The organism is Gilliamella sp. B2828 (assembly GCF_026537125.1).
Classification (GTDB): Bacteria; Pseudomonadota; Gammaproteobacteria; order Enterobacterales; family Orbaceae; genus Gilliamella.
The window spans coordinates 249,017-262,669 of record NZ_JAFNMU010000002.1 but is presented as its reverse complement, the minus strand read 5'-3'; the positions used below and the strand labels follow the sequence as shown (position 1 = coordinate 262,669).

12 protein-coding genes are annotated in these 13,653 nt (G+C 32.5%); all 12 read left to right on the top strand.

Going from position 1 to position 13,653, the window contains the following annotated elements:
* Positions 1-205 precede the first annotated feature (205 nt).
* Positions 206-1,096, top strand: a complete 891-nt coding sequence (accD, locus tag J3U19_RS03025) for an acetyl-CoA carboxylase, carboxyltransferase subunit beta (RefSeq protein WP_267340018.1) — start codon at positions 206-208, stop codon at positions 1,094-1,096.
* A gap of 6 nt (positions 1,097-1,102) precedes the next feature.
* Entirely contained in the window at positions 1,103-2,374 is a 1,272-nt protein-coding gene (folC, locus tag J3U19_RS03020) for a bifunctional tetrahydrofolate synthase/dihydrofolate synthase (RefSeq protein ID WP_267340017.1), read from the top strand.
* A gap of 12 nt (positions 2,375-2,386) precedes the next feature.
* Positions 2,387-2,971 carry an SPOR domain-containing protein gene (locus J3U19_RS03015; RefSeq protein ID WP_267345420.1) on the top strand — a complete coding sequence of 195 codons (585 nt, stop codon included), beginning with the start codon at positions 2,387-2,389 and terminating at the stop codon, positions 2,969-2,971.
* Positions 2,972-3,097: 126 nt separating this feature from the next.
* Positions 3,098-3,583 carry a CvpA family protein gene (locus tag J3U19_RS03010; protein ID WP_267354561.1) on the top strand — a complete coding sequence of 162 codons (486 nt, stop codon included), beginning with the start codon at positions 3,098-3,100 and terminating at the stop codon, positions 3,581-3,583.
* Between the two features lie 18 nt (positions 3,584-3,601).
* A complete protein-coding gene (gene purF / locus J3U19_RS03005) occupies positions 3,602-5,119 on the top strand; it encodes an amidophosphoribosyltransferase (RefSeq protein WP_267345418.1) in 1,518 nt (505 codons plus the stop codon).
* Between the two features lie 470 nt (positions 5,120-5,589).
* The gene (locus J3U19_RS03000; protein WP_267340013.1) at positions 5,590-8,286 is read left to right on the top strand and encodes an inverse autotransporter beta domain-containing protein; all 2,697 of its coding nucleotides are present in this window, start codon (positions 5,590-5,592) and stop codon (positions 8,284-8,286) included.
* A gap of 144 nt (positions 8,287-8,430) precedes the next feature.
* On the top strand, positions 8,431-9,462 hold the full coding sequence (locus J3U19_RS02995; RefSeq protein WP_267340012.1) for a hypothetical protein: 1,032 nt from the start codon (positions 8,431-8,433) through the stop codon (positions 9,460-9,462).
* A 299-nt stretch (positions 9,463-9,761) separates the two neighbouring features.
* On the top strand, positions 9,762-9,968 hold the full coding sequence (locus tag J3U19_RS02990; RefSeq protein ID WP_267340011.1) for a YheU family protein: 207 nt from the start codon (positions 9,762-9,764) through the stop codon (positions 9,966-9,968).
* Positions 9,969-10,054: 86 nt separating this feature from the next.
* On the top strand, positions 10,055-10,687 hold the full coding sequence (gene crp, locus J3U19_RS02985) for a cAMP-activated global transcriptional regulator CRP (protein ID WP_025316411.1): 633 nt from the start codon (positions 10,055-10,057) through the stop codon (positions 10,685-10,687).
* A gap of 61 nt (positions 10,688-10,748) precedes the next feature.
* Positions 10,749-11,480, top strand: a complete 732-nt coding sequence (locus tag J3U19_RS02980) for an isoprenyl transferase (RefSeq protein ID WP_267340009.1) — start codon at positions 10,749-10,751, stop codon at positions 11,478-11,480.
* Positions 11,474-12,313 (top strand): phosphatidate cytidylyltransferase, encoded by an 840-nt coding sequence (locus J3U19_RS02975; RefSeq protein ID WP_267340008.1) that lies wholly within the window; start codon positions 11,474-11,476, stop codon positions 12,311-12,313. The genes J3U19_RS02980 and J3U19_RS02975 overlap by 7 nt, the downstream gene beginning before the upstream one ends.
* Before the next feature lie 14 nt (positions 12,314-12,327).
* Complete coding sequence (gene rseP, locus J3U19_RS02970) at positions 12,328-13,647, top strand: RIP metalloprotease RseP (RefSeq protein ID WP_267345417.1); 1,320 nt, start codon at positions 12,328-12,330, stop codon at positions 13,645-13,647.
* Positions 13,648-13,653 lie beyond the last annotated feature (6 nt).

Genomic DNA, 13,653 nt, shown 5'->3' with positions numbered 1-13,653 from the left:
TTTAATAATTAATCGCTTTTTTATGAATTGTTTATCGGCATTTTTCATTATTGTAGAAATTTGTAACTAATCTTATACTCAAACGTATGCATTTCCTCAAATATTTTTACAAAAAAGAGAAAAATTAAAACAACTATTAAGAATTATTACAAAATATTATACAATAGCCTAATATTTCTAAAGAGTATCTATTGAGAGAATAATAATGAGCTGGATTGAGAAAATTCTAAGTAAAAATAATATATCGTCAGATCATAAAAAGGCGAACATTCCTGGTGGTGTTTGGACTAAATGCAGTAATTGTGAGCAAGTCATTTATCAAGCTGAACTGGATCGTAATTTGGAAGTTTGTCCAAAATGTGATCACCACATGCATATTGCGGCAAGGGTAAGATTATACCGATTTTTAGATGAGGGTTCGGATGTTGAGATCGGTGCAGAACTTGCACCAAAAGATATCTTGAAATTTAAAGATACTAAAAAATATAAGGATAGGTTAACCGCTGCTCAAAAAGAAACCCGTGAAAAAGAAGCTATGGTGGTTATGAAAGGGACACTGTTGGGTATTCCGGTTGTTGTCGCTTGTTTTGAATTTGCATTTATCGGAGGCTCAATGTCTTCAGTTGTTGGTGCATTATTCACACGTGCTGCTGAGCAAGCTATTGCCGATAAGTGTCCATTAATTTGTTTTTCAACTAGTGGTGGCGCTCGAATGCAAGAAGCTCTCTACTCATTGATGCAAATGGCAAAAACGAGTGCTATTTTGGCTAAAATGCAAGATGAAGGTTTGCCTTATATTTCAGTTATGACTGACCCTACAATGGGTGGTGTATCGGCAAGTTTAGCTATGCTTGGTGATATTAATATCGCTGAACCAAAAGCATTAATAGGTTTTGCTGGTCCTCGCGTTATTCAACAAACAGTTCGTGAAACCTTACCTGAAGGATTTCAACGTAGTGAGTTTCTGTTAGAGAAAGGCGCCCTTGATATGATTATTCATCGCAAAGATATGCGACCAAAAATTGCTGGTTTAATTGCAAAATTAATGAAACTTCCAGCTCCTTTTTATGATGTCACTAATAATGAAGCAATTTAACTAGTCATGCAAGTTGAAAAACCTAATGCCCAGTCTGATCTATCAGCATGGCTTTGTTATCTAGAACAACTCCATCCTTCGACGATCGAACTTGGTTTGAAGCGTGTCAAAACAGTTGCACAGCGTCTTAATTTATTGAAACCAGCACCATATATATTTACGGTCGCTGGTACTAATGGTAAAGGAACAACTTGTAAAACGCTTGAAATGATGCTACTTGCAGCCAATTTGCATGTAGGTGTTTATAGCTCTCCTCATTTATTACGTTATACAGAACGAGTGCGAATTGATAATCAAGAATCAACAGAGCAACAAACTATAGATGCATTTACACACATTGAAAATGCGCGTGGTGAAATCTCACTTACCTATTTTGAATATGCTACTCTTGCTGCTCTGTATCAATTCAAACAAGCTAAATTAGATGTGGTTATTTTAGAAGTTGGTTTAGGTGGCAGGCTTGATGCAACTAATATTGTCGATGCTGATGTTGCAATTGTGACAACAATAGGCATTGATCATGTTGATTATTTAGGCAGCACACGTGAAAGTATAGGTCGAGAGAAGGCTGGTATCTTTAAGTCTAAAAGTATTGCAATAGTGGGGGAACCCGATATTCCTATCTCAATTTTAGATACAGCTAAGTCAGTCAATTGTCCTATTCACTATATTAATTATGATTGGTCTTATGAGCAAAAGAATAAAGATAAATGGGATTTTTATTCTAGTCGACATCAATATCAATCTTTGCCAATTCCTAACGTCCCTTTAGCTAACGCTGCAACAGCAATTGCAGCTTTAAGTTATTCATCAATACAAATTGAGGAAAGACAGATAAGGGAAGGTTTATTGAATTCGAATCTTGTTGGACGATTTCAGATAATAAATACAGAACCACTTGTCATAATTGATGTCGCTCATAATCCCCATGCAGCTGACTATCTAACAAAACAATTAGCATTATTACATTCAGAAAAAAAACATTTAGGAAAAGTTAGATTTGTTATTGCTATGCTTAAAGATAAAGATATTAAAAGTACATTGTCAACATTGAAAGGAGATGTTTGGTATTGTGCTTCACTTTATGGCGAGCGCGGATGTCGAAGTGAAGTATTAAAACAATATTTAATAGAGGATAATAAGCTTAATGTGTCAACATTTGATAACGTTTTTGATGCTTATCAAATGGCTCTACAAGAGGCTAGAAAAGATGATATCATAGTAGTATGTGGTTCGTTTCATACTGTATCTAATGTTTTAGCTGAATTAGCGGATTAAGTATAATTGATCATGATGAAAAATCAAAAAAATTGTAGCAGTAATCAAAATAGAATAAGGAATCAACTTGTTGGTTTTGCAACATTATTATTAATTTTAGCTGTAATAGCCCCATGGATATTAACAGATAAATCGAATCAACGAACTTTAGCTACCCCAATTTTACAACCAGAAATAGTGAATCAACAAAATCAATTCATAAATTCATCTAATGAATCAAGTGATGAGTTTGATAATATCAATATCAGTAATATGCCTAATACTTCGTATATTTCAGGTGTAGATCAAAATTCAAACCCATTAACATTACATGATATTTCCGAAAATGATGATGAGTCGGACTCCAAAGTTTCAGAACAGGAACCCAAATCATTTATGATTCAACTCACCGCGCTAAAAAATAAACAAAAAATTGAAGAACTCGTTGCATTATTGAGATTAAATAATTATAACGTGAAGGTGATACCTAAAAATCCTGATCAGAATCAATTGATTAAATTACAGGTTGGTCCGTATGCAAAAAAAGAACAAGCAGAACAAATTATTACTAATTTAGATAATTTGACAAAATTGAAAGGTATTATAGTATCTAATTAAGAAAGATTTTTTATAACAAAGTTAAAATTAATTTATAATTTAATAAATTTAAATATAGTATTATTTATTCACAACGATTAGCAGTAATAAAAATATTTTCATAACATAAAATAGTGGATTATTATGATGAATTGGGTAGATATTACAATTATAGGTATTATTGCTTTTTCAGCTTTAGTGAGTATCGTTCGAGGTTTTATTCGGGAGGCTTTATCTCTTGTTAGTTGGATATTAGCTTTTTTTATTGCAGGTCATTTTTATACATATATAACTCAATACTTGACCTATTTCGATAACGATATTGTTCGTATCGCAGTAGCAATTACTATCCTTTTTCTTGCAACATTATTGGTATGCTCTGTCGTCTCTTATGTTATTGGTCAATTAGTTCAAAAAACAGGTTTATCAGGCACTGACCGAGTTTTAGGTATTTGCTTTGGAATATTACGAGGTATTTTAGTTGTTGCAGCATTACTCTTTTTTGTTGATACCTTTACACCATTGTCAAAATCATCTTATTGGATAGAGTCACAGCTTATTCCTCATTTTCATATTATTATTCGTTGGTTTTTTGATTATATCCAAAATTCATCTTCCTTTTTAGTTCAGTAAGCTTGAGGTAGTCATTATATGTGTGGTGTTGTAGGTATTGTAGGGAATAGTACGGTCAACCAATCAATTTATGATGCATTGACTGTTTTGCAACATCGGGGACAAGACGCTGCAGGTATTGTTACAATCGATGATCAAAATCGCTTTCGTATGCGTAAAGCTAATGGTTTAGTTAAAGATGTATTCCAAGAACATCATATGCAGCGTTTACAAGGTAATTTAGGAATTGGTCATATCCGTTATCCTACAGCCGGAAGCTTTAGTCCATCGGAAGCACAACCGTTTTACGTCAATTCACCTTATGGTATCGCTCTTGCTCATAATGGTAATTTAACTAATACCGATAAACTGCGTAATCAAGTTTTTGAATTAGCTAGGCGTCATATCAATACTAATTCTGATTCAGAAGTTTTACTTAACATTTTTGCTAGCGAACTAGATAAATTTCCAACTTACCCACTTAGCTCAGAAAATATTTTTACCGCAATTCATAATGTACATAAGATTATTAAAGGTGCTTATGCTTGTGTAGCAATGATTATTGGACATGGTTTAGTGGCTTTTCGTGATCCTTATGGAATCCGTCCGCTAGTAATCGGTAGGAGAATTCTAGAAAATCAAAAAATTGAATATATGGTTGCTTCAGAAAGCGTGGCATTAGATATCCTTGATTTTGAATTTATGCGTGATGTTAAACCTGGCGAAGCGATTTATATCACTCAAGATGGGCAATTTTATTCACAGCAATGTTCAGATAACCCACAATATTATCCATGTATTTTTGAATATGTTTATTTTGCAAGACCGGATTCATTGATGAATGGAGTATCTGTTTATCAATCTCGCATTTTAATGGGGCAAAAACTAGGGAAAAAAATAGCAAAAGAATGGAAGGATGTTGATATTGATGTTGTTATACCGATTCCAGAAACTTCGTGTGATGCAGCGCTTGAAATTGCAAGAATATTAAATAAACCTTATCGACAAGGATTTGTTAAAAATCGTTATGTTGGACGAACATTTATTATGCCAGGACAAGCTGCGCGTAAACTCTCCGTAAGAAGAAAACTCAATGCAAATCGTATTGAATTTGAGGGAAAAAATGTTCTTTTAGTTGATGATTCAATTGTACGAGGTACTACATCGGAAAAGATTCTTGAAATGGTTCGCTTATGTGGCGCAAAAAAAATTTATTTGGCTTCTGCCGCACCAGAAATAAGGTATCCTAATGTTTACGGTATTGATATGCCTGTTGCAAGCGAACTAATTGCTTATAATCGAACGGTTGATGAAATAGCTAAAGATATAGGTGCTGACAAACTTATTTTTCAAAATCTTTCTGATTTAATTGATTCAATTAAAATTCTAAATCCAAGTATAAAACATTTGGAGTGCTCTGTTTTTAATGGAAAATACATTACTGACGGCATTGATGATACCTATTTGTCTTCATTAAAAATAAATAGAAATAATAAGATAAAGTCAACATCATCCAAAGAATCGGAAAATCTAGAAATTTATAATGAAGAACAATAAAAAATCATCTAAAAAGTTAAAAGACAGATACATTACTGAATAATTTATCTGTCTTTCTTATCTAATCAATTTGTTAAACACTCTTAATCATAACAAAAAAGTCATTTAATATTAATTATTACAATGTTTATTAAATTGAACACTTAGTTTAATAAAATTATATAATCTTTATTTTACTTAACATTATGAAAAATAAAGAAGTTATTTTTATTTACAAAAAATAGTCAAAAAAAATGTAAATTTATTTTGATTAATGACAATTTTGTAATATCATTCACCTCGTATAAAGGTTTTAAAAAAAATTTTAAAATCCTTACATAATAAATATAGAAAGAAAACAAATTTAAAGCATCTTTTTATCAGAATAAATTGTTATTAAAATTTAATGGTAAATGGGCTTTATTTACAAATAAAAAAAAGAACTTGTTACTGTGTAGCAATGTGTCGGTGAAATATAAGGAATAATTAAGATGAGAAATAATCTTAATTTAAAAGTTATCTCTACACTAGTTATTATGGCTTTGGGCTGTCAAACGAGTTGGGCAGTCGATAATACTGTTTCTAAAACAGTAACAGCAGTCGATAGTAATAAAGTGATCGAGTTAAAAAATGGTACAAAGGTTCGTGAGATGGTGAATAACCAACAACGTAGCCTATATCAAATTGCACTTTTAAGCGGTGTCTCTATTTCAGAATTAAGAGAAATAAATGCTGGACGTTATGACAAAAAAGATTTGGTAGAAGTTGGAGAGCGTTTAGTACTCCCTGAGAATTCTCCGATATTGCCAGCAATGAAAAAATCGGATTCTGAAAATCAAGATAAATATGCTAATTTACCTAAATTAGGTTCAGATGATAATTATGACACTAAAGCTGATAAAGATGCTTTAGCAAGTCAAGTTGCGTCAACCTTACAGACTTTAGCTACTCAAGATTGGAAACAAATCACTTCTTCTGAAAATGGCGGCATATCTGGTCATGTAAAAAATAAAGCAAAAGATTATGCCGAAAATTATGTACGTAATGGTGTAAGAAACCAAGTTATTGATCCACTAAAAGGTGCCGCACAAAATTTTTTGGGACAATTTGGTACTGCTCAATTACAGTTTGATGTAAGTGATACGGGATCATTTAACAATATCAATGCCAAATTGTTTAGTCCATGGTATGACACCGAAGATTTTTTGATCTTTACTCAATTATCATTTCAAGAATATGAGCATAATCGGCGTATCGGTAACTTCGGTATTGGACAACGCTGGGATGTAGCTGATAAAACATGGTTATTAGGATACAACGTATTTTTAGACCACGATTTTCAACGTTCACATAATCGTTTAGGGATTGGTGCTGAAGCTTGGACTGACTATATGAAGTTTGCCGTTAACTACTATCATCCATTATCTGATTGGAAAGATTCTAAAGATTTCGATGATTATTTAGAACGTGCAGCAAGAGGCTTTGATATTCGTTTTCAAGGATACTTACCACAATATCCACACTTAGGTGGTTCGTTGATGTATGAACAATACTATGGTGATAAAGTAGCATTATTTGGTAAAGATAATTTACAGAAGGATCCTAGAGCAGTAACTGCGAGTGTTGATTATACTCCTGTTCCACTATTTACGGTTAAAGCCGAACATAAACGTGGTCAAGATAGTAATAAAGCAACTAAAGCTGAATTGACTATGAATTACCGTATTGGAGTACCTCTCAAAGATCAAATGGATCCTGATATGGTTCAAGTCGCTCGTTCAGTTAAAGGTAGTCGTTATGATCTTGTTGATCGTAACAATTATATAGTTCTTGAATATAAAGAAAAGAAAATGAGTGTCGATTTGGGTCTTGAATCACTCCAGTTATTAGAAGGTGAGACTTATGGCGTTAGCATTGGAGTTCATAATGCTAAAGGTATACGCAACGTTTCATGGTCTGGTGATATGATGGAAATCGATGCCGGCGGTGGTTTCTTTTGTTTTGCAACAGGAACATGTAATTCATCAAATTGGTTAACACCTCGTGCCAATATTAACAATTGGAAAATTGTAGCACCTAGTTATGTTGATTCTGCCGGTCAACGTCGTCCTGTTAGTACTAAAGGTAAATATACTTTAGCGGTAACAGTAACTGATGAAAAAGGTAAATCTGCAACATCTAACTCAATTTCATTTGAAGTATTACCAAATCCAATTATGCGAAAAGTTGGGGTCTGGGTGATAGATGAAAATGGTAATAAGACTTCAATGGCTAAAAGAGCTGCAGATGGTAAAAGTTCAATTACTATTTTAGCAACATTATTTAAACCTAAAGGTGACATCAAAGCAATTACTTCTGAAAACGATATTGAAGGTTTTAGTGATGATGAACTAATGAACAGTATACCTAATAATTTTGCGTCAGTATTAAAGGGTTGGTCAGCTACAAGTAATGGTAAAAAAGTAACTTTAATTGACGGAACGTCGGGTAATGTTGATGTTTGCCCATCACAAGAACCTTGTGTAATTGTAAAAAGTTTTGAAAAAGTTAAGAAGGGTCAAAAAGTATCTTCTAATGCTGCAACGGCTGCTGATATTGAAGTTATAGGTGATAGTTACATTTTAGATGTAGCCTCTAATCTTGCTGGTGCTGTTGATTTTGCAATAACCATTGATAGATTTGGTACTTCTTTCAATAAAGCGACGATTGATTTCATAGGCGGTAAGACTAATACTATTAAAGTTTATCGGGCTGATGGTGTGTTAGTAGCAGAAAACAAAGGCGATTCACTAGAGTTTGATCCAACTGGTATTAAAGAATGGCAAGTAGATAGCGAATATTATGTGAAGGGCTATGGTGTTGATGGTCAAGAACTTCCGGATCCATTTGTTATTTGGTCGCTTGTTGGTTCTAATGAACAAGCCTGCCCTGGTAGTGCGGCAACTTCTGCGTTACCTAGTCATAAGGATAATCCTAATGGTCCATGGTTTAATGTTGCTATGGGAACTGGTGCTCACTACACCATAAGAAGTAAGAAAACATTTAGTTATGCAACAGTAGGTAAAGGTATTGATGTTGTTGCTGGAGCGCCTGCTCATTTGAATTTAGAACCGTCGGTTAGACCTTCACCATTAGCATGTGCAGGAGATCAAGGATTTAAATTGCAAGTAACAATTACAGGTAATTAACTAATCTATGTGTAAAGTTATAGGAATATAAAGTTTTAGGCTAACGAATAATTTCGGTAGCCTATATTTGGGAACACCAACAAAAGTGTTGTATTAATGTAAATACAACATATTCAATTTAAAAATAAAAATAGGAAGTTAAACATGAAAAATTTAACAATCAAAAAAATTGCATTTGGCTTATTATTAGCAGGTTATGCATCAAGTAGCGCATTTGCAACATTACATGCAACAACTAACGAAGTAATACAAGGTAATGCACCAGTACTTTCTAAAATAAATGGTGATACTGTAGAGCATACTGTTACCGTAACATTCACTACTGATGCTGCTGGTACCACAAGTATTGGAAACAATGACAACGTTAAAGTTGGTGACTATTTGAAGATTTCATATAATGTATTGGATAAAGATGGTGATGCAGATAATGGAAATATCAAAGATACACTTACTGTATATGTAAGAGCTAAAAAAGATGATGGTTCATTTAATGATTGGAAAGCAATAGCAGCTAAAGATCTTAAAGGTCTTTCATTTACAGCTGCGGCAAATGTAAATGGTGTTCAATCAGGTTCTATTATATTTGAAATTGATGATCAATTCGCTGGCGCAGACCAAATTGGTTTTAAATTGCAAGAACGTACTGAATTTGGTTTACCTAACAGCAATAAATGGATAAGCGTATCTGACGTTTGGTCAAGTGCTAATCCAGTAGTTGGTGGTGAGGAGCCAGACTCTTTACCAGATACTTCAGTTGGTCCTGGTGAGCCAACAATAGGTAAAGGTCCAATTGTTAGTTCTACCTTTAAAGTTGGTATCTTTAAATATGATGCAACTGATAAACTAGATACCACAGTTAACTATGCTAAGGCTGGTGCAACTAATCCTAAATATGGCGATAAATTCGGTGCTGTAGTTTGGAATGATGCTGATAAAAACGATAACATTGATTCAGGTGAGTTAGTTAAAACTTCAGCATATACATATCAATGGAAACTTATAGGTGATTATCAATCAACTGCTGCGGTTGATGAAGTATTAGCATCAGACACTACAACCGCTGAAGGCGATACTATTTACTTAGGAAGTAAATCAGCAAATAATAACTCAATATATAACACAAACTACAAAGCAGGTGCTCAAGGTTATAAATTATTTGTTGAAACTAAACAATAAATATAAATTGATATTTTATAAGTAATAATAATTACTTTGAATGCTATTAAAACCACTCGTATGAGTGGTTTTTTATTATTAAAAAATATTTATAAGTTATTTAAATAGAATAAAACCACACATAACATTATATTGAATAATAGAAATTTTATTTTAGTCTTTAAGATAATTAATATAATTTTATAAGATGATTTATTTTCACTATTATTAGTTAAATAAAATTAAAAAATGAAATGATTCTTCTTATTTTTAAATGGATGCTTTAAAATAATAGTAATCCTAAATAATATTAATTTATCATGATTATTCCTTGGCAAAATCTTGACCCACAAACTTTAGATAACATAATTGAACACTTTGTGTTACGGGAAGGTACCGATTATGGTTTGCAAGAAAAATCCCTTCAAGAAAAGGTTACTCAAGTAAAATCTCAATTAATTGATGGAACAGTGGCAATCTTTTGGTCTGAATTACACCAAACAATTGATATTAAACTTGTCAAATAATGGCTAAAATCCTTATCGCTTAGTATATGATTTATTGTCCAACTTTGTTATAGTGTGTAGGTTGTAAATTTAATGGAGAGGAAGGAATGATGATTGGTAAACAGCAAACGGATACAACATTAGAATGGTTTTTATCTCATTGCCATATTCACAAGTATCCAGCTAAAAGTACCCTTATTCATCAAGGTGAAAAAGCAGAAACTCTCTATTATATTGTAAAAGGATCTGTTGCCGTATTGATTAAAGATGATGAAGGTAATGAAATGATATTATCCTATTTAAATCAAAATCAATTTTTAGGTGAATTAGGTCTTTTTGAAGAAGGAACAGAGCGAAGCGCTTGGGTTAAAGCCAAAACAAGTTGTGAAGTTGCTGAAATCTCATACAAGAAATTTAAGCAACTTGTTCAGGTCAATCCCGATATTTTAATGAAACTTGCCAGCCAAATGGCTAGTCGATTGCAAGTGACATCCGAAAAGGTCAGTAATTTAGCTTTCCTTGATGTTGCTGGTCGTATTGCACAAACCTTATTAAATCTAGCCAAACAGCCTGATGCCATGACTCATCCTGATGGTATGCAAATTAAAATTACTCGTCAGGAAATAGGTCAGATTGTTGGATGTTCTCGTGAGACGGTAGGTCGAATTTTAAAAATGCTTGAAGATCAACATTTAATTTCAGCTCATGGTAAAACTATTGTTGTTTATGGAACACGCTAAGTGATTAAACAAATACTTGATAACAAGTTGATAAAATGATTTATATTATACGGTATATTTCATGATTCAAGAAAGATACATTCCTAAGCATATCGCGATCATTATGGATGGAAATGGTCGCTGGGCACAGCAACGAAAACAATTACGTGCAGTTGGACATAGAGCCGGTTTGAAAGCCGTACGTAAAATTGTTACCTATGCTTCAACTCTTGGCATAAAAGTTTTAACGTTGTATGCTTTTAGTAGTGAAAATTGGAAACGCCCACCGAATGAAGTTTCTGCTTTAGTTTCTTTATTTATTTATGCTTTGAATCGTGAAGTGAAAAGTTTACATAAAAATAATATTCGATTAAATATTATCGGTAATATTTCTCAATTTAATGATGATCTACAAAATAAGATTATCAATGCTGAACAATTAACGAAAAATAATTCGGGACTGGTTTTAAATATTGCTGCTAATTATGGTGGTCGTTGGGATATTTTAGAGTCAACTAAAAAAATGGTTAAACAAGTCTTAGATGGTAAAATAACTTTAGATGATATTACTGAGGAACGATTGGATTCGGAAATAAGTATGCATGAGTTTCCTGAAGTTGATTTAGTTATTCGTACCGGTGGAGAATATAGGATCAGTAATTTTTTATTGTGGCAGATCGCTTATTCTGAACTTTACTTTACTGATGTTTTATGGCCAGACTTCGATCAAACGTTATTTGACAAAGCCATTAATGTCTTTAATACCAGAGAGCGACGTTTTGGCGGTATACCTATAGAGGAGCATCCATGTTAATTCAACGATTACTTGCTGCAATCGTGCTAATTCCACTTGTAATTCTTCTGCTTTTTTTTGCACAACTATCGATATTCGCTTGTATTATGATTGCTGTTGGTGGTCTAGCTGCATGGGAGTGGTCCCAGTTTTTACATATTACTAATAAGCATTTAAAATTAATGTTTACTTTTTTTATCGTAGTTATAGTAGCTTTGTTATATTTTATGCCAATCTCTTTTGAGATTAAATCCAGACTGTATAATATTATATTATCACTTTCAATTATTTGGTGGTTAGTTGCATTATACTTAGTCATAAGTTATCCCAAAACCATACATTATTGGTCAAATGTTGCTGTAAAATTAATCTTTGCTTTTTTTACATTGGTTCCTTTCTTTCTTAGCATGATAGAGTTAAGATCGATTAATTATAATTCAAATTGTTATACAGGGGCAATCTTGCTGTTATATGTATTTGTGTTAGTATGGGCAACAGATACTGGAGCTTACTTTGCCGGTCGAATGTTTGGTAAACGAAAATTAGCACCAAAAGTTTCTCCGGGTAAAACTGTAGAAGGTTTTATTGGTGGTGTTAGTGTCGCACTTATAATTAGTTTAATTGTTTATTATTCTAATCTGTTCAATATAAAATTTAATGTTTTTTTTATCAGTTCTTTATTTGCTATTTTAGTCTCAGTATTAGGTGATTTAACTGAAAGTATGTTTAAACGCGAAGCAGGCATTAAAGATAGTGGTTATTTAATACCTGGGCATGGCGGTATTTTAGATAGAATTGACAGTTTAACAGCCGCAGTTCCAATTTTTACAGCGCTATCTTTATACTTATCATAGAGAGGTAATTTGTTTTGCTTTGGGCATTGCTGCTATTTATCATTACTATGAGTATTTTAGTCACTGTACATGAATTTGGGCATTTTTTTATTGCTCGTTTATGTGGGGTTTATGTTGAGCGCTTTTCAATTGGTTTTGGAAAAAAAATGTGGTCATATAAATTTTCAAGTGGAACTGAATTGGTAATTGCTATGATTCCACTTGGTGGTTATGTTAGAATGCTCAATGAAAAAGCACAACACACTTCAATTCATGATGAAAAATTTGCTTTTAATAGAAAAAAAACATGGCAAAAAATGGCAATCATATTTGCAGGACCTTTTGCAAATTTTGTTTTAGCTGCGATAATTTATTGGGTTATTTTTTTAAACGGAGTGATGGTTTATCCTGTAAAAGTAAAAGATACAATTGCCAATACTCCAGCTTCTAAATTGTATATTCCTTATGGAGCAGAGCTAAAAACTATTAATAATATTAATATCAATAGTTGGAACGATGTAAATTTAGCATTGATATCTGTATTAGGTAAAAATAGTGTATCTTTATCTTATATTGATACAGATAATAATGGTAATTTGATAGAAGTTATAAAGAACGTTGATATTAGTCATTGGAATTTCGATATTGAAAAAGAATCGTCCATTACGTCATTTGGTTTTCTTCCTAAAACATTGGAAATTTATCCAGTTGTGAGTAAAATTGTACCAAAATCTGCTGCAGAAAAAGCGGGATTACAAGTTGGTGATGAAATAATCAGTTATAATGATCATCTTTATACAAATTGGAATGATTTTTCTTCTGAAATAAAAAAAGCAAATGCAATGGTATTAAAGGTTAAACGGGGTAATAATGAAATTTATCTTGATTTAATACCAAAAGTTCAGAAGAATGGAGAAGGTATTGCGGGTTTATATCCTTCCTCAGAAGTAGTAGTTAAGCAATATGGTTTTTTAGAAGGATTGGGTAAAAGTTTTGAACAAACAGTATTGACAACAAAACTAACTGTAGGTTCACTTTATCAATTAATGACAGGTGTTATTGGTCTTAAACATTTATCAGGGCCAATAACAATAGCAAAAAGCGCAGAGCAAACAGCAAGTTATGGTTTCACACCTTACTTATATTTTCTTGCATTTATTAGTATAAGTTTGGGAGTTATCAATCTTGTCCCATTACCAATATTAGATGGTGGGCAGCTTGTCTTTTTATTGCTTGAAAAGATAAAAGGGAAAGCCTTATCAGATCAAACCCAAGAAAGATTATTTCGCATAGGGTTTTTTTTATTAATAGTAATAATGGGAATTGCACTATTTAACGATTTTTTACGATTGTGATGGGAT

Coding starts and splice junctions, on each gene's coding strand:
- accD (WP_267340018.1), top strand. CDS start 206: ATGAGCTGGATTGAGAAAATTCTAAGTAAAAATAATATATCGTCAGAT.
- folC (WP_267340017.1), top strand. CDS start 1,103: ATGCAAGTTGAAAAACCTAATGCCCAGTCTGATCTATCAGCATGGCTT.
- J3U19_RS03015 (WP_267345420.1), top strand. CDS start 2,387: ATGATGAAAAATCAAAAAAATTGTAGCAGTAATCAAAATAGAATAAGG.
- J3U19_RS03010 (WP_267354561.1), top strand. CDS start 3,098: ATGAATTGGGTAGATATTACAATTATAGGTATTATTGCTTTTTCAGCT.
- purF (WP_267345418.1), top strand. CDS start 3,602: ATGTGTGGTGTTGTAGGTATTGTAGGGAATAGTACGGTCAACCAATCA.
- J3U19_RS03000 (WP_267340013.1), top strand. CDS start 5,590: ATGAGAAATAATCTTAATTTAAAAGTTATCTCTACACTAGTTATTATG.
- J3U19_RS02995 (WP_267340012.1), top strand. CDS start 8,431: ATGAAAAATTTAACAATCAAAAAAATTGCATTTGGCTTATTATTAGCA.
- J3U19_RS02990 (WP_267340011.1), top strand. CDS start 9,762: ATGATTATTCCTTGGCAAAATCTTGACCCACAAACTTTAGATAACATA.
- crp (WP_025316411.1), top strand. CDS start 10,055: ATGATGATTGGTAAACAGCAAACGGATACAACATTAGAATGGTTTTTA.
- J3U19_RS02980 (WP_267340009.1), top strand. CDS start 10,749: ATGATTCAAGAAAGATACATTCCTAAGCATATCGCGATCATTATGGAT.
- J3U19_RS02975 (WP_267340008.1), top strand. CDS start 11,474: ATGTTAATTCAACGATTACTTGCTGCAATCGTGCTAATTCCACTTGTA.